Genomic DNA, 21,581 nt, shown 5'->3' with positions numbered 1-21,581 from the left:
AGGTCGGTAAAATTAGGAATTAATTTCGATGGTATTTCTTCCTAGAATTATTAAAAAAGTCTCATCTTTATAAAGATTTTATTACATATTTATCAGTTTAAGTGAAAGCTATATAATATATTTGCAATATCATGAGTACAGCATCATATTTATCAGACAGGATAAACAATCTATCCGAATCAGCGACATTAAAGATGACCAAATTAGGTCGTGAATTAGCAGCAAAAGGGATCAACGTTATTAGTTTAAGCGTAGGTGAGCCAGACTTCAACACACCAAACCACGTGAAAGAAGCAGCAAAGAAAGCCTTGGACGAAAACTATACAAGATATTCTCCAGTACCGGGATATCCGGAATTGCGTCAAGCTATCGTTAATAAATTAAAGAACGAAAATGGTTTGGATTATGATATCTCTCAAATCGTAGTATCAACCGGTGCTAAGCAATCCTTATCCAACGTTATCTTAACGCTCGTAAATCCAGGTGATGAGGTAATCATTCCAACACCTTACTGGGTTTCTTATTCGGAGATGGTAACCTTAGCTGAAGGTAAAGCGGTTTATATCGACACAGAAATAGAATCTGATTTCAAGATTACTCCTGCGCAGTTAGAAGCGGCGATTACACCGAAGTCTAAGGTATTCATGTTCTCTTCTCCTTGTAACCCGACCGGTTCGGTTTACACTAAGGATGAGTTGGCAGCATTAGTTGCAGTTTTTGAGAAACATCCAAATATCTTCATCATTTCTGATGAGATCTATGAGCATATTAATTTTGGCGACCAGCATGAGTCTATCGCGCAGTTTGATTCTATTAAAGATCGTGTAATCATTGTAAATGGTTTCTCGAAGGCTTTTGCGATGACTGGATGGCGCTTAGGCTATATCGCTGCAAATAAAGAGATTGCAGCAGCGAACGATAAGATGCAAGGTCAAACGACTTCTGGAACATGTTCAATTGCTCAGCGTGCCGGTATTGTGGCATACGAGCAAGGCTTAGAAAGTGTTTTAGAAATGAAGGAAGCTTTTGCTCGCCGTCGTCAATTGGTTTACGACTTATTGAACGATATCCCAGGTGTAAAAACAAACCTTCCTCAAGGAGCATTCTATTTTTTCCCTGAAATCAGCTCTTTCTTCGGAAAAAAAGATCCTGAAGGAAATGAAATCAAGAACTCCGCGGATTTAGCGCTTTACTTGTTGAACTACGGGCATGTGGCTACTGTTGGTGGCGATTCGTTCGGAAACAACAACTACATTCGTTTGTCGTATGCAGCGTCCGATGAGAATTTGAAAGAAGCTTTAAGAAGAATAAAAGAAGCGCTAGGTAAATTAGCGTAAAAATTTTTTTTAGACATTAGATATTAGACGTTAGATATTAGATACCGGTATCTTGTTGTAATCGATTTTTCCGAACCAAGAGAGGAAGGAGAACTGGATTAGCAGGATTGGTTCTAATGTCTGATGTCTTTTTGTTTTGAACCTTTTCTTTAGAAAGGGAAGATTGTTTTGAACCTTGGGTTTTAGAAAGGGAATTTTGTTTTGAACCAGGAAAGGAAGGATGCAAGGATTGACAGGATCAAGTTGAAAGAAAAAATGGGTTCGTTTGTGAACCAGCAAAGGAAGGAAAAAAGGATTGTCAGGATCGGATATCTAATGTCCAATTTCTGATGTTTTGTCCGAACTAGAAGAGGAAGGGTGAAAAGATTAGCAAGATCCTGCTAATCCTTGTATCCTTCCTTTCCTGGTTCAAAAAAAATATCAAAAAAGGCGCCTATTCGGCGCCTTGCATCTTAAATCTAATTTCTAATGTCTAACATCTAATGTCTAATATCTAATATCAAAAAAAAGCTATCCTTTTCGGATAGCTTCTTAATTATGTAATATTTAGAAGTTAGTCAAACAATAAAGAGGTATTTAGCGAAGAGACTCGCTTGATGATAAATATACCTCGTATGCAATCTAAATTATTGTATAATACAATACTTCAGCGATGATACATCCGATTGCGATTCCTGCGGTAATAGATACCGCTACTTTCACCCACATGGGAAGTCTTTCAATTGTAACCCTCAATTTTGTTTTTCTTTAGAATAATCTGCGCCACAAATATCATAAGGCAATTTTTTAATGGCAAACTTGTGCGATTGTAAAACTGATTTTGTAAATATTCCACTACAAAGATTTTCAGGAATTAGAGCTAATTAAAATATTCACAAATAATTAGCATATTCGGAATCTATTTTCTATTTTTGCATCTCCGTAAAATAACTCGGAATATTAATAAACAAAATTATTCAAACAATGCAACAGTACGAATCTGTAATCATTCTTACCCCGTTGCTTTCAGAAGATGCTGCGAAAGAAGTAATCACTAAATTCAAAAGTATCTTAACAGAAGGCGGAGCCGAAATTATCGCTGAAGATAATTGGGGTTTGAAAAAATTAGCGTATCCAATCCAGAAGAAAACTACTGGATTTTATCACTTAACTGAATTCAAGGCTCCAGGTGAATTAATTAAAAAATTAGAGGTTGAATACAAACGTGATGAGCGCGTGATGCGTTTCTTAACAATCTCTCTTGACAAGCATGCTCTTGCTTACAACGAGAAAAAACGTAGCGGTGCATTCAACAAGAAAACTGAACCTAAAGCTGAGGAGGTAGCAAACTAATGGCAAACGAGAATATCCAATACGTAACTGCCCCTAAAGTAGAGGACAACCGTAAAAAATACTGTCGTTTCAAGAAGAACGGTATTAAGTACATCGACTACAAAGACGCGAACTTCTTATTGAAGTTTGTAAATGATCAAGGTAAGATTTTACCTCGTCGTTTAACAGGTACATCATTGAAATTTCAACGTAAAGTAGCTCAGGCGGTGAAACGTGCGCGTATCATCGGATTATTACCTTACGTAACTGATTCATTAAAATAAGGAGGATACGATAATGGAAGTTATATTAAAACAAGATGTTAAACACCTTGGAGAGAAAGACGATATCGTAGTAGTAAAACCAGGTTATGGTCGTAACTACTTAATTCCTCAAGGATTTGCAGCAATGGCTACGGCTTCTGCAAAAAAAGTATTAGCTGAGAACATTAAACAAGCTCAGTTCAAACAAGAGAAAATCAAGAAAGATGCTACAGAATTAGCTGGTAAATTAGAGTCGGTAAAATTATCTATCGGTGCTAAAGCTGGTGAGTCTGGCAAAATCTTCGGTAAAGTAAATAGCATTCAAATCGCTGACGCTCTTAAAGCACAAGGATTTGATGTAGATCGCCGTCGTATTACTTTCGAAACTGAGCCTAAAAACTTAGGTGAGTACATTGCAAACTTAAACTTACACAAAGAAGTTAAAGTTCAAGTACCTTTCGAAGTAGTTGCTGAGTAATCTTACTTCAAAAAACAGAAAAGGTCATTTCGAGAGAAATGACCTTTTTTGTTTTTTAGATATTAGATGTGAGATATTAGATTTTAGACGCCCGCACGGTGTCTTTTTTGTTTTTGAAGAAAGGGACGATATTTTGGGAAAAATTTAACGTTCGTTTGAACCAGGAAAGGAAGGATAAAAGGATGGAGGATTGCTTAGACGTTCGTCTTAACCAGGAAAGGAAGGATGCAAGGATAAACAAGATCCTGCCAATCCTTGCATCCTTCCTTTCCTGGTATTCTAGGTTTTTGACATATGCAAATTTTCTTTAATATTTTTTCTATCACGCTGCATAATGATAATCTTCCCGATACATCTCCTGTCGTCCGATCAAGGAAAACATGATCAGAATCAGCTTGAATTTCACATTGTTCAAGACCAACGGGTAAGCTTTGGTTGTGAGCTTCCGTTGCGCATATTCTCGGAGCGTCTTGTCATGTGTAATGGCAATCTTTGCCGCTTGGTTCAACTCCTGCTTGATGGCCTTGTTGGCCATATGCGAGACTCGCTTTCGACCGCGAATACTGGTCCCGGAAGTGTGCTCAAATGGTATCACACCGGCATAGACAGCGTATTTTCGGGGATCGGTAAAAGCCTTGAAATTCTCCGTATAAACGATCGTCATCCAGGCATTGACCGGGCCTATCCCTTTGACGCTTTTGAGGATCTGATAGTTCCTGTTGAGCGATTCATCGCTTTCGATGAGCTGTAAGATTTCTCGTTCTACTCTGTAGATCTCTTTCTTATAAACATCTATCATTGTTTTACTGACCTTCAGGATCGCCTTCCCTGCGTCTTTCCCGTACATCGCCTTGCGCTCAGAGCTGCTCGCTTTGTAACCGGCCATCTCTCTCACTAGACGTTTACGAAAGGAGATCAGCTGCTTAAGATCAAATATTGTAGAATTCAATTTACCGCTTGGTTCGAGCATATAAGCCTTTTCTTCCCCATACTGGGCAATCCTAAAGGAGTCTTGCTTATCGCTCTTGCCACGGACCATGCCCATCGACTTCTTGATCTCTAGACCAGATTTGCGTGTATACGAAAGACCTTTTGACTCGCAATACTGCAGGAATCTGTATTCATATCCACCAGTATATTCCATGATAAAGAAGACTTGGCTTGATACAAAACCTTTCCCTCGCATCCACTTTGCCAATTGCTTAAATCCCGAACTGTTGTTCTCGATCTTAATGAAATCATGTGTGCCCCAATGGCAGATGTCCAATGTCTTCTTAGACACGTCGACACCTAAGGTAATACGATCTTTTTTCATGATCTAAACTTTTTAATGTAAATGATTGAAAAATTGCCCGTTACCTAGTACCTTTGAAGTACCTTTGATAATAAAACTATTCTAGTTTGGCCTTAGGCAATGAATAAGGTAGGCACAGATACCAGGAAAAGTCCTCGTTGACTACTTCAAAATAATGTTCAACCTGCCTTATTCATCCTAACGCTTCCGTTAGGTAATACCTTACATCTTCTATTAAGTATTTATTCATCAATTACTCTCTGTTTAAACCAAAGGTTCAAAACAAACTTCCCTTTCTCTAATCCAACACGCAATGAAAATTCCCCACAAAAAAAAGACGCCATACAGGCGTCTAAAATCTAATGTCTAATGTCTAATGTCTATTATCTAAATCAGATTAAACAAATCCTTTACCCCCAATAATCTTCTCGCTGTAAATCCTTCGGCATATTTGACTTGAATGGATCTACCTAGCTCTTGTGCTCTCGCACGCGTTGAAGACATAAAATCAGGATTAGAGATATAGGTCTGTGGTTCAGAATCGTCGCTTCCAGCGTTAAATTGCGTGGTGTAGGCTAATATTGAACGCTCTTTGATGTCCCAATAATCGGTAATATCGATTAAGATATCGGGAGTAATATATTTATCTTGGATCAATTGTAATTGTAGTCTTGGGCGGAAGGGCTCCTGCTCTGCCCCATGGACTGTGGTCTCGATACGACGTAGACCGGCGAGAAAAATGGAGTCATTCACCAATTTACTAGCTCTGCCATGATCAGGGTGGCGATCATCTAAAGCATTCGTAATCACGATATCAGGTTGATATTTTCGGATTGCCTTAATGACTTCCAACTGGTTGGATTCGTCATTTTGGAAGAATCCGTCGCGGAGTTTAAGGTTTTCTCTCACTGCTACACCTAATATTTTGGCAGCTTCTGCCGCTTCCGTCGCTCTGGTCTCTGCAGTGCCACGCGTCCCTAACTCTCCTTGAGTAAGGTCAATGATTCCAACGGACTTACCTTCAGCTACATATTTGGCGATTACACCACCAGCACCTAATTCAGCATCATCAGGATGCACCGTCATCACTAGTAAATCTAATTTCATGAATTCCATTTTGTACAAAAGTACAAAATAATAAATCTATGAGGGATTGGTAAGGAGCTCTTCTATCCTACTGTGGACCTTTTTTGACATAGGACTGGTAATTGAATAGAAATGATCGACAACCTCGCCTTGGCGATTAACAAGGTATTTGTGGAAATTCCAAAAAGGTGCTGTGCCGACCTTTCCATTTGCTGACTCGTCGGACAGATATCTGTAAAGTGGGTCGGTAAACTCGCCTACTACGTGGATTCGTTTAAAAACCGGGAATGAGACTTGCTGATTAACTCGACAGAAGGTTTCTAATGTTCTACCTGTTAAAGGTTCTTGATTTCTGAAGTCATTGGATGGAAAAGCAAGTATTTCGAAGCCTAGATCGCGATATTTCTTATACAGATTTTCTAGTGATTTAAATTGCTTTGTGAAAAAGCATTTACTCGCCGTATTCACGATCAGTAATACTTTTCCTTCAAAGTCTTTTAATGATTTCTTTTGTCCATTAAATTCCAGTGCATTAAAATCATAAACAGTAGCTCTCATAATTATCGGTTTTAAGGGTTAGGAATTGGGCGAACGCGTTCGTATTCACGAATGATGTTCTCTATTTCGAAATCCTCTTGAGGATCGTAGGTACTCTTTAGGTTATGACCAAACAACTTTGCTACCCCCTGGTAGACGAAGGCAGATACGCCGCCTTTCATATCTCTTACTAAGTCATAGCTAGTATTTCCGGTTTGTCGCTCAATCAGTTTAATCAGGATCTTACCCTGCGAGATCGATAGATTCTTTACTTCAGACGTAATCTTTTCCTTGATCTCTCGCTCACATTCTTTGACGAGTCGCTTTTCTTCCCGGCGGGAACTAGCGGTCGCTAAATCGCGATCCAATTGGTCATAGCGTTTTTGGGCATAAATAGCATAGGGCAACACGCGAATGACATTTCTTTTAAGCCTTAAATACCGTTGCCTCTCCTCCTCACTTTTCCAATGACGCACCGCTGTGACAACGACCTCCTCGATCGGAAACCAAGGGACAACCTCACCATTATCTAAAGTCGTAGTGGCATAATGATCAACCACCTCTGCTTTTCCCTCACCATACTGCGGCTTCGTCAATGTTTGTGCATGACTGAATGTTGCTGCAGCAAGGAAGAAAATTCCCATCAAAACCCACTTATTAATACTGCTACGCATCTTTAATTAATTATTTCCTCCAGCTTAATATTAACTTTTTTTCGTATATTTATACAATACAAAAAACATTCTTTCGGTATTATTTGCCCACTAAATTTAGCAAATAATATTTAATTATCATAGTCATTTACAGGAGATTTATGCAAGAATATGTGATTGATATAGAGGCTGAAAATAAGGAAATCCGAAAAAGATACCGTGCATTATTAAGAGCTTGCAAACCTACATTACAAAAAGGCGATAAACAACAGATTCGTAAAGCATTCGACTTGGCATTGGAAAGCCATAAGGATATGCGTAGAAAATCTGGTGAACCATATATCTACCATCCAATTGCTGTAGCACAGATCGCTGCAGAGGAAATTGGCTTGGGAACTACCTCTATCGTCTGTGCCCTGTTACATGATGTCGTAGAAGATACCAGCGTTACATTACAAGATATTGAAGAGCAATTTGGAAAAAAGGTAGTCCGTATTATCGATGGGTTGACCAAGATTTCTGGAATATTTGACCCCAATAGCTCTATGCAGGCAGAGAACTTCCGAAAGATGTTGCTGACGCTTGCAGATGATGTGCGTGTTATTCTGATTAAACTTGCCGACCGCCTGCACAACATGCGGACGATGGAGTTTATGGCGCGCCATAAGCAACTTAAGATTGCTTCAGAAACGAGTTACCTATATGCTCCCCTTGCCCACCGCCTAGGTTTATATGCTATTAAATCGGAATTGGAAGATCTTTCCATGAAATACACCGATCCGGATACCTATAAATTTATTGCTAAGAAATTAAACGAGAAGAAAGCGGAACGTGAGAAGTTCATTGGAGATTTTATTGGGCCAATCAACGAAATATTAAAAGAGGAAGGTATTAACGCTTCTGTTTTCGGCCGTCCGAAATCTATCCATTCCATCTGGAACAAGATGCGTAAGAAGTCTATTCCTTTTGAAGAAGTTTATGATCTATTCGCAATTCGTATCATCATCGACACGGAAGATGAGAAAGAAAAGACCGAGTGTTGGAAAGTATATTCTATAGTAACTGACCTTTATCGCCCAAATCCCGATAGATTACGTGACTGGGTATCCTCGCCTAAGGCGAATGGATATGAGTCCTTACATACGACTGTAATGGGTCCTAGAGGGCAATGGGTGGAAGTGCAGATCAGAACAAGGCGCATGAACGAGATTGCTGAAAAGGGGTTCGCGGCGCACTGGAAATACAAGGAGTCGAACTCTGATAACGGACTTGATCAGTGGATACAGAAAGTACGTGATATCTTAAGCAATCCAGAGTCCAATGCGATGGACTTCGTAGATGACTTCAAGATGAACCTTTTCTCCGACGAGATCTTCATCTTTACGCCTAAAGGGACATTAGTACAGCTACCGAATGGTGCTACTGCGCTAGACTTTGCTTTCGAGATACATACCGATATCGGTGCTACTTGTATCGGTGCGAAGGTGAATCATAAGCTTGTGCCACTAAGCCAAGAGCTGCAAAATGGCGATCAAGTAGAGATTATTACTTCGAGCAAACAGACTCCCAAGGAAGACTGGTTAAGCTTTGTGGTAACAGCAAAGGCTAAATCCAAGATTAAATCATCTCTGAAGGAAGAAAAACGACGCGTAGCAGAGGACGGAAAAGAGATCTTAGAGCGTAAGTTGAAATCTCTGAAGATTACCTACAACACCGAGAACATCAATAAAATAGCGAACTTCTTTAAGTTTCCCAGCTCGCAGGAATTATTCTTCAATGTTGCAAAAGGAACCATCGATATTAAGAACTTACGAGAGTTCGTAGCTGCAGAGCGATCCGAAGACGCGAATCAGAATCAGTTCCAAGCTCATATCAATGGACTTGTCGAAAAAATCAACAAGAAAGACGATACGATCCTAATCGGCGATGATTATCAAAAAGTAGACTACACTCTAGCACCATGCTGTAACCCAATTCCGGGAGACGATATATTCGGATTCCTAACGGTAAACGATGGCATTAAGATACATAGAACGAGCTGTCCGAACGCATCTAAATTGATGGCTAATTACGGATATCGTATTCTCAAAGCTAAATGGGCATCTTTACATAATAATGTTTCTTTCTTGACAGGATTACGCATTATCGGTATTGATGATGTCGGATTGGTGAATAAGATTACCACAGTGATCTCTCAGGATTTCAATGTGAATATCCGCTCGCTATCCATCTCCAGCAATGAAGGAATATTCGAAGGCGATATTATGGTCTTTGTAAATGATGTCGGTCAATTGGATAGTCTGATAAAACATCTAAAACAAATCCCTGGCATCACAGGCGTTACGCGTTATGAGTCGGAGAACTAAAGACTTACAGCGCTTTGACAATAGCACTAGATAATACCATACTATTTTGGTAATTTTGAATCTTAAAACTTGGCGAATACTATGAAACAGGGCGAAAACTACGAAACTGTTAAAAAGATTTTCGAAGCATACCTAGAGAACAAAAATCTTAGAAAGACTCCAGAGCGCTACGCTATTTTAGAGGAGATATACTCACGTTCTGATCACTTTGATGTGGAATCTTTATATATACATATGAAGAACAAGAAGTATCGCGTAAGCCGTGCAACGGTCTACAACACGTTAGAGCTACTTGTTTCCTGCGACTTAGTTACCAAGCATCAGTTTGGCCGCAATATGGCGCAGTTTGAAAAATCCTATGGCTATAAACAACACGACCACGTCATCTGTATTGAGTGTAATAAGGTGGTCGAATTCTGCGACCCTCGTGTTTATCAAATCCAAACGATGATTGGAGATTTATTGAATTTCGAGATCAAACACCACTCCTTAAACCTATACGGAATTTGCGCTGATTGCCGCAAATCGAAGACCGTAAAAGAACCTGTAAAAGAAGAAGCAGTAATTTCAAATTAATTTAACATTCGAAAAATTAATATATACCTTTGTTCGGAAAAAGGCTAATAGGTTCCCTTTTTCCGAACATTTATTTTTTCAGGAAAACAAACAATAATTTTAACATATAAATTTCAATAAATACTATGCAAGTTGATGTGCTTTTGGGTTTGCAGTGGGGTGATGAAGGAAAAGGAAAAATCGTAGATGTATTTTGTCCGAAATACGATTTGATCGCTCGCTTTCAAGGCGGTCCAAACGCTGGACATACTTTAGAATTCGACAACAAGAAATTCGTCCTTAACACCATTCCATCTGGAATCTTCAACGAAGATACTCTAAATCTAATCGGTAATGGCGTTGTAATCGACCCTATTATCCTTAAAAGAGAACTAGACAACCTTAAAGCTGCTGGCTTCGATCCAGTAGGAAAAGGCAAGTTGGTATTAGCTCGTAAAGCACACCTTATTTTACCTACTCACCAATTATTAGATGCTGCTTCTGAAAGCACGATGGGTGCAGGTAAAATTGGCTCTACTTTAAAAGGTATTGGTCCAACTTACATGGACAAAACTGGCCGTAACGGACTTCGCGTCGGAGATACTACCCTTTCTGACTTTAAGGAGCGCTACGAAAAGTTAAAGCAAAAGCACCTTTCCATGCTAGCTCATTACGGTGAAATCCCTGATTTCGCTGAAAAAGAACAAGCATTCTTAGATGCTATCGAATTCTTAAAAACTATCCCTCATGTTGATTCTGAGCACTTAGTTAATGAGTATCTAAAGGACGGCAAACGAGTATTAGCTGAAGGCGCTCAAGGTACCTTATTGGATGTTGACTTCGGATCTTATCCTTTCGTAACGTCTTCTAACACAACAACTGCTGGTGCTTGTACGGGACTTGGTATTGCTCCAAATAAAATTGGCGAAGTATTCGGTATCTTCAAAGCGTACGCAACGCGCGTAGGTGGAGGTCCTTTCCCAACGGAATTGGAAAACGAAACTGGTGAGAAATTACGTCAGTTAGGACATGAGTTCGGTGCTACAACTGGCCGTGCTCGTCGTACTGGATGGATCGATCTACCGGCATTGAAATATGCCATCATGATCAACGGCGTTACTGAATTGATCATGATGAAAGCAGATGTATTGGATACATTCGAGAAGATCTACGTTTGTACACATTATAACTACCAAGGCGAACAGATCGACTATATGCCTTATGAGATTATTACCAACAAACCAGAGCCTGTATTGAAGGAAATGGAAGGTTGGAATCAAGATCTTACAGGAATCCGTTCGAAAGACGAAATCCCTGCAGCATTACAAAACTACATTAACTACTTAGAGCAAGAACTGAACGTTCCTATCAAGTATCTATCTGTAGGTCCTGATCGTACGCAAACTATCGTATTATAAGACAGATATGGCCGAAGCCATTTTTGAAGTGCATAGTGAATTGTTTTTGTCTAAGGCCCTACAGTGGTCTAAAGGCTTTGAACATGTGTGCTTATTTCAATCCAATGGTTTTAGCAACCAATACTCGCAAGTTGACTGTTTGATGGCTATCGATGCTGCGGAGGTTTTCACTTCTAAAGCCGGACAATCAACCTTCGAACGCTTAGAACAATTTAAATCCCGGTTTCCTGATCAATGGATTCCGGGATTTCTTAGTTATGATCTCAAGAATGAGCTTGAGGATCTACAAACGCAGTTCCCTAATCGTACGGGATTTCCTGACGCTTATTTCTTTGTCCCAAAGATCATCTTACAATTCAAATCCAACAGCCTACATATTCAGGCAGAAGATCCTTCTGCTGTATATCAAGCTATTTTGAATTCAGAGAATCTCAATCGAGCGTTTCAGTATTCAGGCGACATTAAGTCTCGCATGACTCGTGAGGATTATTTCCATGCCTTCGATCAAATCAAAGGTCATATTCAGCGCGGAGATATCTACGAAGCAAATCTTTGTCAGGAGTTTTTTGACGATGATGCGAAGATCGAAAATCCAGAGGCATTGTTCAACAAGCTTAACGAGATCTCCCCTACACCATTTGCCTGCTTTTTTAAAGTCAAGCAATCCTATATTCTCAGTGCTTCTCCCGAACGTTTTCTGGCGAAACGTGGAAACACCTTGATTTCCCAACCGATCAAAGGAACGTCCGCACGCGGAAAGGACGAAACTGAGGATGAAATGCTAAAGAATAAACTCGCGAACAATCCGAAGGAAATTGCTGAAAACGTCATGATCGTTGATCTTGTCAGAAATGATCTTACCCGAAGTGCGGTGCCGGGCACAGTAAAAGTCACAGAGAAACTAGGGCTCTACACGTTTAAGCATGTGCATCAATTGATATCCACTATTTCTTGCGAAAAGAATCCCACTATGACGGACTGCGAAGTCATAGAGAACACCTTCCCTGCTGGTTCTATGACCGGAGCGCCCAAGATATCGGCCATGCAGTTATGCGATCGATACGAAACCTCAAGACGTGGCGTCTATTCCGGTGCCATTGGCTATTTCTCGCCGGATGGAAACTTCGACCTTAACGTCGTTATCAGAACTTTGATCTATAACGCTGAGACACATTATCTTTCCTTTCATACCGGAGGTGCCATTACGATGGATGCCGAAGCAGAATCAGAATACGCGGAGTGCCTTACTAAAGGAGCGGCAATTCGTAGCGCTTTAAATAGCTTTTAATCTGAAAGCCTCACGCTCAAAACCAATACCCCCACAATCAACTGATAATCACGCCAATATTATCACCCCATTGCTATCTCCATCAAAAATCGTTCAGTAATCATCCTATTAACCGGCAATTTTCCATATCGTATTTTTTAAGCAATCAACCGATTGCATTGCAATCAATACTGAGAAATCCACTTTTCACTATTTATTTTTACAAAAAATAACCGAAATCATTAACATTTTTGTATTTTTGAATACAATTATGATATCGCGATTTTTGCTATTAGAATCACGATCACTATGTTTATTTGTATTAAAAATTAATGGGACGTCATATCTTAAAAAGAGAACAAGCAATTACGTTTGTTAAAGAAACGTTTGCGACAAAACTCAAGCAAGCCTTAAACTTAATTCCAGTATCATCACCAATCGTTGTATTGGATGGAACGGGTATTAACGATGATTTAAACGGAATTGAACGACCTGTTTCATTTCCAATCAAATCTTTACAAGACCAACGCGCGGTAGTAGTACACTCCTTGGCAAAGTGGAAAAGAATCCGCTTGAAGGAGCTGGAACTAGAACCAGAAGAAGGTATTTTAACCGATATGCGTGCTTTACGTCCTGACGAGGACTATTCACCTATCCACTCTATCTATGTAGATCAATGGGATTGGGAAAAATCTATACTCTCAGGAAATAGAAACTTAGCCTATCTAAAAGAAACGGTAGAGAAAATCTATCAGGTCATTTTCGACACAGAACAAGCGGTAAATGTGCAATATCCACATATTGAGCCCATTCTACCAGAAACTATCCATTTTATTTCCGCAGAGGAACTACTTCAAAAATACCCAAATAGTACAGGCAAAGAACGTGAGAACGCTATTGCGAAAGAGTACGGAGCGGTATTCATCTATGGAATCGGAGGTTCACTGACGAATGGAGAACCACATGACGGCCGCGCCGCTGATTATGACGATTGGAGCACCGGCAATGAACAAGGCTATCATGGCTTAAATGGTGATATTCTGGTTTGGAACCCTATCTTAAACACAGCATTTGAACTATCCTCTATGGGGATCCGTGTAGACAAGAAAGCCTTATTAACGCAGTTGGAAATCCGCAACAGCCTTGACCGTCAGAAATTGACTTTCCACCAGATGTTATTGAACGATTTGCTTCCGGAATCTATTGGCGGTGGAATCGGACAATCTCGAATCTGTATGTTTATGCTAAAACTGGAGCATATCGGACAGGTACAAGTGAGCATTTGGGATCAATTAAAAAAGACAGAACTTTTAGATAAAGGCGTAGAGCTTTTATAAAATATTCAACGAGAAAGCAGAAAATAATACTAATAATCTTAGTAAATAAGAATATTAGTATTATTTTTGTTTAAATGAAGAAGCCACGCTACGCTATTGTCGATATTGAAACTACGGGAGGATACGCCTCTGCGAGTAAAATAACAGAGATTGCCATTTACAGCTTCGATGGCAAGAAAGTAGTAGACGAGTACACGAGCCTGGTCAATCCACAACAACCTATCCCCTTCCACATTCAGGCATTAACAGGTATCTCTGATGAGATGGTCGAAAATGCTCCGGTATTTGAAGATATCGCAGAAGATATTTACCACCTATTAGGTAGTTGCATATTCGTAGCACATAACGTTCATTTCGATTACTCATTTGTTCAAAGCGAATTGAAAGCCGCCGGTTATGAGTGGAAAGCACAGCGACTATGTACTGTTCGATTATCACGCAAAATATTTAAAGGCCTACCAAGTTATAGCCTGGGGAAACTATGTCAAAGCTTAGGAATAACCATTGAAGATAGACACCGTGCCGCAGGCGATGCGAAGGCAACCGTTACTTTATTTAAAAAACTATACGAATCTGATAGCGAACATTTTATTAAACTCGTAGAACAGACCAACGCTAAAGAACAGCGCTTACCAACCAATATTCCTGTAGAGGTATTTAACCGATTGCCTAACAGCACGGGCATCTACCTTTTCAAAAACAACAAGGGTAAAATAATCTATGTAGGCAAGGCCGTAAATATTAAAAAGCGTGTCATCAGCCATTTTACCGGAAACAATTCCGGCCAGCGAAGACAGCATTTTATAAACGAGATCAGCGATATCGATTTTCAAGAGTCAGGCACCGAATTGATGGCCTTCCTGATGGAATGCGATATGATTAAAAAGATATGGCCAATCTATAACCGCGCGCTCAAAAAATACGACCCCAAATATGGATTGATTAGCTATGAAGATCAAAATGGATACTTACGGCTCTCCGTTTGCCAAATCAGAAAGCACATTACACCATTATTCGCTTTCAACACGGTACATGAATCCACGCAATTCCTGCTTCAATTAATCAACTCCTACTCGCTAGAATTTAGATTGTGTTCATTCTTTAATAGCGAAAAATCAAATACGGAACGCGCTGAGGGGCTCTTAAAAAAAGAGCTTCCAGATATCACTGAATACAACGATAGGGTCTTAGAAGCGATAGAAAGCATTCAGAATAGCAAGCGAAGCTTTGTGATCATTGATCGTGGAAGGCATGCCGAGGAGAAGAGCTATATCTATTATAAAGAAAACAAAGTATTTGCGTTAGGATTCGTGGACAACGACTTAGAATTCAATGCTATCGACGATGTTGTAGAAAATGAGAGCCTGGTACACAGCAATTTCTACATGAACAACCTCGCTATGAATTTTGCCAGATTGAACCCATCCCGCGTGCAATACCTGGTTGGCGAACCTTTAGAACAAGCTTAACTGTACATATTCTGGTGTCTCGGGATGCTCGCCTTGAAAATTTGATACCGTAACCCCTAAAAGCCTTACCCGTTTATCCTGCATATCCACCTTATCGAGCAATTCGTATGCGTATTCTTGTATCTCATCCAATCTCGAAAGATAAACCAGTCCTGTTTTGCTCCGCGTAATCTGGGAAAAATCCGCATACTTGATCTTCAGGGTAACGGTTTTACCAAACTTCTCCCCCCGCTCCAGCCTCGCAAAAACGCGTTCTGCTAATCGAGCGATTTCCACCTTCATCAATTCCGGATCGGTTAGATCCGATTCAAAGGTATCCTCAGAACCGACGGATTTCGAAATTCGGTTGGGACGGACTGGACGCTCATCCAAGCCACGCACCATTTGGTAAAAAAACTTCCCAGACTTCCCAAAGTGCTGCTGTATCTCAATCTCACTAAATCTCTTCAAATCAGCACCTATATGCACACCCATTTGATTCATCTTCTTGGCCGTCACCTTGCCTACTCCGAAAAATTTATGGATAGGCAAAGCCTCCAAAAACTTAGTTACTTTGGAGGGACCAATGAAAGTCAATCCATCTGGTTTCTGAAAATCTGACGCAATCTTAGCCACAAATTTATTCACCGACACACCTGCCGACGCCGTAAGCTGAAGCTCCTCGTGGATTGCCTGCTTAATCTGTCTTGCAATTTCGATCGCCGATCCTATATTCAACTTATCTTCGGTGACATCCAAATAAGCCTCATCCAATGAGAGTGGCTCGATTAAATCGGTATAGCGATGAAAGATGGATCGGATATGATTCGAAACCTCCTTATACACGTCAAATCTAGGGCGAGTAAAAAGTAAATCGGGACAAAGTTGCAGAGCCATGCGCGAGGACATGGCAGACTTCACCCCAAATTTGCGCGCTTCATAACTTGCCGTCGCCACCACTCCCCGTCCGCTAGGCGAGCCACCAACGGCCAATGCCTTTCCGCGAAACTCAGGGAAGTCACGCTGCTCGACAGAAGCATAAAATGCATCCATATCAATATGAATTATTTTGCGCATACACAAAGGTAATAAAACCCAGAACTTAGCATCCAAGGGTACTGAACAGCAAGGACTATAAAGGACAAAAAATTACAATATTACTACGTATTTTTGCCCCATAATGGGTACCCCCTTCAACTAACCTCATTATTTTATCCTATCTTTGCGCAAACCTTATAAGTAATTGTAAAAATGAGTAAAGTAAAAGTTGGTTTAGTTCAAATGTCCTGTGTAAAGGATAAACAAGAGAATTTGAATAAAGCGATTGAGAAAGTTCGCGAAGCAGCAGCAAAAGGTGCCCAAATCGTTTGTTTGCAAGAACTTTTTACCTCCTTATATTTTTGTGATGTAGAGGATTACGATAATTTTGACCTTGCTGAAGCTATCCCGGGGCCATCTACGGATGCCTTATCGGCTGTAGCAAAAGAGCTTGGCGTCGTTATCATTGCTTCGTTATTTGAAAAGCGTGCGCAAGGACTATATCATAATACAACTGCTATTTTGGATGCAGATGGCTCTTACTTAGGTAAGTACCGTAAGATGCATATCCCGGATGATCCAGCATTCTATGAGAAATTCTACTTCACTCCTGGTGATTTAGGATATAAAGTATTCAACACGAAGTTCGGAAAAATTGGCGTGTTGATCTGTTGGGATCAGTGGTATCCTGAAGCATCTCGTATCACGGCGCTAATGGGTGCCGAGATTATGTTCTACCCTACGGCTATCGGTTGGGCAACAGATCAAGACGAAGAAACAAACAAAGATCAATATAATGCTTGGCAGACTATTCAACGCTCGCATGCGGTTGCCAATGGCGTTCCTGTTGTTTCAGTAAACCGTGTTGGTTTTGAGCAAGATGGAGCAATGAAATTCTGGGGCGGCAGCTTCGTCGCAAACGCACAAGGAAAACTATTATATCTTGCATCCCACGATCAAGAAGAAGTGGAAGTGGTTGAAATAGACTTGAATCAATCCGATTACTTCCGCAAGCACTGGCCTTTCCTTCGCGACAGAAGAATTGAGACATATGCACCTATCACTAAGCGATTTATAGACGAGGACTAAAGAATAAAATCAAATAATACCGACTATGCTCATCCAAGAGCATAGTTTTTTTACGTCATGTTAATATGAACTCAGAAAACACATCCCCACTATATAAAAAGGAAGACACACCTAAGGCGCAAGGTTTTTCTTTTCCAGCCGAATGGGCACTTCAAGAAGCGCTTTGGTTAAGCTGGCCACATAAAGAGGAATCATGGCCGGGTAAGCTAGAAACCATCTACGCGCCCTATTCCCAATTCATCAAACTGGTAGCAGCAGATCAAAAAGTGCGTATTAACGTGGCTGATGAAGCAATGAAGGCCTTCGCCCTGTCGCATATCGTAGCCGCGGGTGCAAACTTAGACAACGTTAGCTTTCATTTAAATCCGACCAACGACGCTTGGTGTCGTGATCATGGTCCGGCGTTCCTTCTCAACAAAGAAACCGGAGAGAAAGCCGTGGTCGATTGGGGTTACAATGCTTGGGGCGGAAAATACCCACCCTATGATTTAGACGATGTCATTCCAACAAGAATAGCCCAAGAATTTGGATTAAAACTATTTACGCCTCCTATCGTTATGGAAGGTGGATCAGTAGAATTCAATGGTGCCGGAACCATCCTAACGACTACAGCCTGCCTATTGAACGAAAACCGAAATCCACACCTCAATAAAGAACAAATTGAAGGTTATCTGATGGATTATTACGGTCAGGATCAGGTATTATGGTTAGGCGATGGAATTATTGGCGACGATACAGACGGACATATTGACGACATCACACGTTTTGTGAACGAGGATACAGTCCTAACCGTTGTGGAAGAAGATCCGAACGACGAGAACTACCCTATTCTTCAAGAGAACTTGGAGAAATTAAAGGAAATGCGCCTGCTAGACGGTCGCCCTTTAAATATCGTAGAGCTGCCGATGCCACGCCCGGTTGTTTATGAGGATCAGCAATTGCCGGCTTCTTATGCAAATTTCTACATCGCAAACAAAGTAGTCGTAGTGCCTGTTTTTAATGATAAGAACGACCAAAAAGCACTTGATATTATACAATCAGTATTCCCTGACCGCAAGGTTATAGGCATCGACTCTGTCGATATTATTTGGGGGCTTGGAAGTTTCCACTGCTTAAGTCAGCAAGAACCACACATATAACTATATACTTAAAAATGAACAGGATTACTAAATTTACCTTAACCTTTATTGTAGCTCTTATCGCGATCACTGAGGTGTATGGTCAGGGGCATCCGCAAGAGCGCGATGACCGTGCGACGATCTTAAACTTCAAAGGAATCCAATACAAATCCAAAGATTCTCTATTCTACACCAACTTCCGCTTTCGTATGCAGAACCGCTTGGGATTTAGCAATGTAATCGATGGAGAAGATAATGGTAAATTCGACGCTCGTATTCGTCGTTTAAGAATGCGTATGGACGGTTATATCTATACGCCGAAGATTTCCTATACCGTTCAGTTGGCATTTACACGTAGTGACCAGGACTTCGACGATACCGGTATCCCTAATATTGTCCGTGACGCGGTGATGTTCTATAACTTCTCAGACGATTTTTATATTTCATTCGGACAGAATAAGCTTCCAGGTAACCGCCAGCGTGTGAATTCATCAGGTTCCTTACAGTTCGCAGACCGTTCTTTAGTAAACAGCAACTTTACCTTAGACCGTGACTTTGGGGTTTCGTTAAACTTGAGCAAGAAGATTGGCGATATGCCTTTCAATGCGAAAGCTGCCATTTCAACCGGTGAAGGTCGTCCTGCAAGTGCTACCGATAAAGGATTAGCTTATACGGGTAGAATCGAATTCTTACCCTTGGGTAAATTTACAAACGACAACGACTACTCCGAAGGAGATTTAGAGCGCGAAGAAACACCAAAAATATCGATCGGTGGTGGTTTTAGCTATAACGACAAAACAATCCGCGAAGGTGGTCAATTAGGTCGCTATGTTCAAAATCCGTTTACCTTAAAAACATCCTTTGCAGACGCAATCTTTAAGTATATGGGATTTGCGTACGCTGCGGAATACATGCGCAGAGATGTAGACAATCCGCTCAACCTTACGGATGAAGAAGATCCTGAACAAACTTACGCCTATAAAGGTTGGGGTGTAAACCAACAAGCGTCATACCTATTGAACAAAGGTTATGAAATTGCCGGTCGCTATACCTATGTGATGCCACACGGTGATATCGCTCTTTACGAAGACCAAACAGAGATTATCGAACTCGGTCTTACAAAATACATGAAAGCACACCGCTTGAAATTCCAGCTGAATGCCAACTACACCTTTAAAGATGGTTACTTAAACAACGGTAATAACAAAGCCGCTTGGGGCGGAATGTTCCAGGTTGAACTTGGAATATAGATATTAGATTTTAGATATTAGACATTAGACATTAGATTAGGCGCCGATTAGGCGCCTTTTTTTTTGTCGGGATGTTTTGTACGGAATGTTTGTTTTTAAGAAAGGAAGGGAAGTTTGTCTGAACCAGGAAAGGAAGGATACAAGGAGTGGCAGGATCTTGCTAATCTTTTTATCCTTCCTTTCCTGGTTCGGACTAAACATTAGATATCAGAAATTAGACCTCAAACCCAATCCTGATAATCCTTGCATCCTTCCTTTTCTGGATCAAAACAGACTCTCCTTCCTTTTCTGGTTCAGACGAAGCAGCCTCCCAATCCTATTATCCCTCAGTAGACACCATACTCTTATATCTAAAATCTAATGTCTAATATCTAATTCCCACCATAGGGCTACCTACTAAATACTAACTACTAAATACTCCCCAATCTAACCCCAATCTAACCCAATTGGAATTGGGTTTGATTGGGGTTAGATTGGAGTATGAAAGGGCTTTACAAGGGTTCTATACAAAGCGAGATCCGTAAAAAAGTTGAAGAAATATTTATGCAAAAAGGGCGGAATTGCATCATCCTATAAAGATTCCGTATATTTAAAGGGTTAATATAAAACATGAGATATTACATTATAGCAGGAGAAACTTCGGGTGATCTTCATGGTGCGAATTTGATTAAAGCATTGAAAAAGGAAGATCCGGAGGCAAGTTTTAATATCGTTGGTGGCGATCAGATGGCGGCAGCGGCTGGCGAGCAGGTACTGATACATACTTCAGAGATGGCTTTTATGGGCTTTATTGAGGTATTAAAGAATTTGAGCAGCATTGCCAAGAACCTTAAGAAGGTAAAAGAAGATATTGTTAAACAGCAACCAGACACGCTAATTTTAATCGATTTTCCGGGTTTTAATCTTAAGGTTGCTGCTTTTGCTAAGAACTTGGGCATTAGGGTTTGCTATTATATATCTCCGAAAATATGGGCATGGAATCAAAAAAGGGTGTACAAGATCAAGAAGTTGGTAGACCACATGTTTTGTATCCTACCGTTCGAGGTCAAGTTCTACAAGCAGTTTCATTATAATGTTGACTACGTTGGGAATCCATTGTTGGATGCCATTGCTGCCTATAAGTTCAACCCTAATTTTAAGGCGGATAATGGATTGGGGCATAAACCTATCATTGCTTTATTGCCCGGAAGTCGCAAGATGGAAATCGAGAACCTCCTTCCCATCATGGTCGATCTGAACCGCATGTTTCCGGCTCATCAGTTGGTTATTGCGGGAGCTCCGAATTTTGACTTAGCCTATTACAAAAATTATATTGGCGATGAGGACATTCCTGTCGTATTCGACCAAACCTATGATCTATTGAAAAATGCTGAAGCTGCTGTTGTTGCTTCAGGCACGGCAACCTTGGAAACTGCGTTATTGCGCGTTCCGCAAGTCGTTGTCTACAAAGCCAACCCGATTACGGTAATGATTGCTCGTCGGTTGATCAAAGTGCGTTTTATTTCGCTCGTTAATTTAATAAACGATTATCTGTCTGTCCGCGAGCTTATCCAAAACGATTGCGATACGATGAGCATTTCGGAGGAACTAAAAGAGCTAACGCTGAATCCTGAACACAGAGCAAGTGTATTAGAGAACTACGACATGTTGATTGAAAAGATGGGGACGCCGGGAGCTTCCGAGAAAACAGCTGCCTTGATCGTAAAATATATGAAAGGTTTGGAATAAACTTTCTA

Annotated in this window: 19 protein-coding genes; 14 read left to right on the top strand and 5 right to left on the bottom strand. The window is 40.5% G+C overall.

The window, feature by feature from the left end; genetic code table 11:
* The first annotated feature begins 131 nt into the window (after nt 1-131).
* The 4 genes from DSM08_RS08885 (at nt 132) to rplI (ending at nt 3,389) form a co-directional block, all read left to right on the top strand.
* Entirely contained in the window at nt 132-1,337 is a 1,206-nt protein-coding gene (locus DSM08_RS08885; RefSeq protein WP_246172543.1) for a pyridoxal phosphate-dependent aminotransferase, read from the top strand.
* Nucleotides 1,338-2,300: 963 nt separating this feature from the next.
* Nucleotides 2,301-2,669, top strand: a complete 369-nt coding sequence (rpsF, locus tag DSM08_RS08880; RefSeq protein ID WP_149525822.1) for a 30S ribosomal protein S6 — start codon at nt 2,301-2,303, stop codon at nt 2,667-2,669.
* A complete protein-coding gene (gene rpsR / locus DSM08_RS08875; protein ID WP_103906215.1) occupies nt 2,669-2,932 on the top strand; it encodes a 30S ribosomal protein S18 in 264 nt (87 codons plus the stop codon). The genes rpsF and rpsR overlap by 1 nt, the downstream gene beginning before the upstream one ends.
* Before the next feature lie 13 nt (nt 2,933-2,945).
* A complete protein-coding gene (gene rplI, locus DSM08_RS08870) occupies nt 2,946-3,389 on the top strand; it encodes a 50S ribosomal protein L9 (protein WP_149525821.1) in 444 nt (147 codons plus the stop codon).
* 322 nt (nt 3,390-3,711) lie between these two features.
* On the opposite strand, the gene DSM08_RS08865 is transcribed toward rplI, so the two are convergent.
* The 4 genes from DSM08_RS08865 to DSM08_RS08850 all read right to left on the bottom strand — a co-directional run bounded on the left by DSM08_RS08865 (nt 3,712) and on the right by DSM08_RS08850 (nt 6,980).
* Nucleotides 3,712-4,704, bottom strand: coding sequence for a transposase (locus DSM08_RS08865; RefSeq protein WP_149525820.1), 993 nt, complete (start codon nt 4,702-4,704; stop codon nt 3,712-3,714).
* Nucleotides 4,705-5,070: 366 nt separating this feature from the next.
* Nucleotides 5,071-5,790: a bacillithiol biosynthesis deacetylase BshB1 gene (bshB1, locus tag DSM08_RS08860; protein ID WP_149525819.1), complete on the bottom strand. Its 720-nt coding sequence runs from the start codon at nt 5,788-5,790 to the stop codon at nt 5,071-5,073.
* A 36-nt stretch (nt 5,791-5,826) separates the two neighbouring features.
* Nucleotides 5,827-6,327 carry a glutathione peroxidase gene (locus DSM08_RS08855; protein ID WP_149525818.1) on the bottom strand — a complete coding sequence of 167 codons (501 nt, stop codon included), beginning with the start codon at nt 6,325-6,327 and terminating at the stop codon, nt 5,827-5,829.
* A gap of 11 nt (nt 6,328-6,338) precedes the next feature.
* The gene (locus DSM08_RS08850; RefSeq protein ID WP_246172541.1) at nt 6,339-6,980 is read right to left on the bottom strand and encodes a DUF4294 domain-containing protein; all 642 of its coding nucleotides are present in this window, start codon (nt 6,978-6,980) and stop codon (nt 6,339-6,341) included.
* 140 nt (nt 6,981-7,120) lie between these two features.
* Here DSM08_RS08850 and DSM08_RS08845 point away from each other — a divergent pair, with 140 nt between their 5' ends.
* The 6 genes from DSM08_RS08845 (at nt 7,121) to DSM08_RS08820 (ending at nt 15,371) form a co-directional block, all read left to right on the top strand.
* The gene (locus DSM08_RS08845; protein ID WP_149525817.1) at nt 7,121-9,325 is read left to right on the top strand and encodes a RelA/SpoT family protein; all 2,205 of its coding nucleotides are present in this window, start codon (nt 7,121-7,123) and stop codon (nt 9,323-9,325) included.
* Between the two features lie 81 nt (nt 9,326-9,406).
* A complete protein-coding gene (locus tag DSM08_RS08840; protein ID WP_149525816.1) occupies nt 9,407-9,901 on the top strand; it encodes a Fur family transcriptional regulator in 495 nt (164 codons plus the stop codon).
* A gap of 125 nt (nt 9,902-10,026) precedes the next feature.
* Nucleotides 10,027-11,298, top strand: a complete 1,272-nt coding sequence (locus DSM08_RS08835) for an adenylosuccinate synthase (protein ID WP_149525815.1) — start codon at nt 10,027-10,029, stop codon at nt 11,296-11,298.
* Between the two features lie 7 nt (nt 11,299-11,305).
* Nucleotides 11,306-12,586, top strand: a complete 1,281-nt coding sequence (locus DSM08_RS08830; protein WP_149525814.1) for an anthranilate synthase component I family protein — start codon at nt 11,306-11,308, stop codon at nt 12,584-12,586.
* 311 nt (nt 12,587-12,897) lie between these two features.
* Nucleotides 12,898-13,902: an aspartate--ammonia ligase gene (asnA, locus tag DSM08_RS08825; RefSeq protein ID WP_149525813.1), complete on the top strand. Its 1,005-nt coding sequence runs from the start codon at nt 12,898-12,900 to the stop codon at nt 13,900-13,902.
* Between the two features lie 74 nt (nt 13,903-13,976).
* A complete protein-coding gene (locus DSM08_RS08820; RefSeq protein ID WP_149525812.1) occupies nt 13,977-15,371 on the top strand; it encodes an exonuclease domain-containing protein in 1,395 nt (464 codons plus the stop codon).
* Here the strand turns inward: DSM08_RS08820 and dinB are convergent.
* Nucleotides 15,357-16,427 (bottom strand): DNA polymerase IV, encoded by a 1,071-nt coding sequence (gene dinB, locus DSM08_RS08815; RefSeq protein ID WP_149525811.1) that lies wholly within the window; start codon nt 16,425-16,427, stop codon nt 15,357-15,359. The two genes, DSM08_RS08820 and dinB, sit on opposite strands and share 15 nt — an antisense overlap.
* Nucleotides 16,428-16,601: 174 nt before the next feature.
* On the opposite strand from dinB, the gene DSM08_RS08810 reads away from it, so the two are divergent.
* The 4 genes from DSM08_RS08810 (at nt 16,602) to lpxB (ending at nt 21,573) form a co-directional block, all read left to right on the top strand.
* Nucleotides 16,602-17,477, top strand: coding sequence for a carbon-nitrogen hydrolase (locus DSM08_RS08810; protein ID WP_149525810.1), 876 nt, complete (start codon nt 16,602-16,604; stop codon nt 17,475-17,477).
* Nucleotides 17,478-17,542: 65 nt separating this feature from the next.
* Complete coding sequence (locus tag DSM08_RS08805; RefSeq protein WP_149525809.1) at nt 17,543-18,616, top strand: agmatine deiminase family protein; 1,074 nt, start codon at nt 17,543-17,545, stop codon at nt 18,614-18,616.
* 14 nt (nt 18,617-18,630) lie between these two features.
* The gene (locus tag DSM08_RS08800; RefSeq protein ID WP_149525808.1) at nt 18,631-19,845 is read left to right on the top strand and encodes a porin; all 1,215 of its coding nucleotides are present in this window, start codon (nt 18,631-18,633) and stop codon (nt 19,843-19,845) included.
* 609 nt (nt 19,846-20,454) lie between these two features.
* Entirely contained in the window at nt 20,455-21,573 is a 1,119-nt protein-coding gene (gene lpxB / locus DSM08_RS08795; RefSeq protein WP_149525807.1) for a lipid-A-disaccharide synthase, read from the top strand.
* Nucleotides 21,574-21,581 lie beyond the last annotated feature (8 nt).

It is taken from the genome of Sphingobacterium hotanense, from assembly GCF_008274825.1.
Lineage (GTDB): Bacteria > Bacteroidota > Bacteroidia > Sphingobacteriales > Sphingobacteriaceae > Sphingobacterium > Sphingobacterium hotanense.
This window is presented reverse-complemented; position numbering and strand designations above follow the sequence as displayed.

What these genes read in the sequence shown, in the direction of transcription:
- DSM08_RS08885 (WP_246172543.1), top strand. Translation starts at nt 132, where the DNA reads ATGAGTACAGCATCATATTTATCAGACAGGATAAACAATCTATCCGAA.
- rpsF (WP_149525822.1), top strand. Translation starts at nt 2,301, where the DNA reads ATGCAACAGTACGAATCTGTAATCATTCTTACCCCGTTGCTTTCAGAA.
- rpsR (WP_103906215.1), top strand. Translation starts at nt 2,669, where the DNA reads ATGGCAAACGAGAATATCCAATACGTAACTGCCCCTAAAGTAGAGGAC.
- rplI (WP_149525821.1), top strand. Translation starts at nt 2,946, where the DNA reads ATGGAAGTTATATTAAAACAAGATGTTAAACACCTTGGAGAGAAAGAC.
- DSM08_RS08865 (WP_149525820.1), bottom strand. Translation starts at nt 4,704, where the DNA reads ATGAAAAAAGATCGTATTACCTTAGGTGTCGACGTGTCTAAGAAGACA.
- bshB1 (WP_149525819.1), bottom strand. Translation starts at nt 5,790, where the DNA reads ATGAAATTAGATTTACTAGTGATGACGGTGCATCCTGATGATGCTGAA.
- DSM08_RS08855 (WP_149525818.1), bottom strand. Translation starts at nt 6,327, where the DNA reads ATGAGAGCTACTGTTTATGATTTTAATGCACTGGAATTTAATGGACAA.
- DSM08_RS08850 (WP_246172541.1), bottom strand. Translation starts at nt 6,980, where the DNA reads ATGCGTAGCAGTATTAATAAGTGGGTTTTGATGGGAATTTTCTTCCTT.
- DSM08_RS08845 (WP_149525817.1), top strand. Translation starts at nt 7,121, where the DNA reads ATGCAAGAATATGTGATTGATATAGAGGCTGAAAATAAGGAAATCCGA.
- DSM08_RS08840 (WP_149525816.1), top strand. Translation starts at nt 9,407, where the DNA reads ATGAAACAGGGCGAAAACTACGAAACTGTTAAAAAGATTTTCGAAGCA.
- DSM08_RS08835 (WP_149525815.1), top strand. Translation starts at nt 10,027, where the DNA reads ATGCAAGTTGATGTGCTTTTGGGTTTGCAGTGGGGTGATGAAGGAAAA.
- DSM08_RS08830 (WP_149525814.1), top strand. Translation starts at nt 11,306, where the DNA reads ATGGCCGAAGCCATTTTTGAAGTGCATAGTGAATTGTTTTTGTCTAAG.
- asnA (WP_149525813.1), top strand. Translation starts at nt 12,898, where the DNA reads ATGGGACGTCATATCTTAAAAAGAGAACAAGCAATTACGTTTGTTAAA.
- DSM08_RS08820 (WP_149525812.1), top strand. Translation starts at nt 13,977, where the DNA reads ATGAAGAAGCCACGCTACGCTATTGTCGATATTGAAACTACGGGAGGA.
- dinB (WP_149525811.1), bottom strand. Translation starts at nt 16,427, where the DNA reads ATGCGCAAAATAATTCATATTGATATGGATGCATTTTATGCTTCTGTC.
- DSM08_RS08810 (WP_149525810.1), top strand. Translation starts at nt 16,602, where the DNA reads ATGAGTAAAGTAAAAGTTGGTTTAGTTCAAATGTCCTGTGTAAAGGAT.
- DSM08_RS08805 (WP_149525809.1), top strand. Translation starts at nt 17,543, where the DNA reads ATGAACTCAGAAAACACATCCCCACTATATAAAAAGGAAGACACACCT.
- DSM08_RS08800 (WP_149525808.1), top strand. Translation starts at nt 18,631, where the DNA reads ATGAACAGGATTACTAAATTTACCTTAACCTTTATTGTAGCTCTTATC.
- lpxB (WP_149525807.1), top strand. Translation starts at nt 20,455, where the DNA reads ATGAGATATTACATTATAGCAGGAGAAACTTCGGGTGATCTTCATGGT.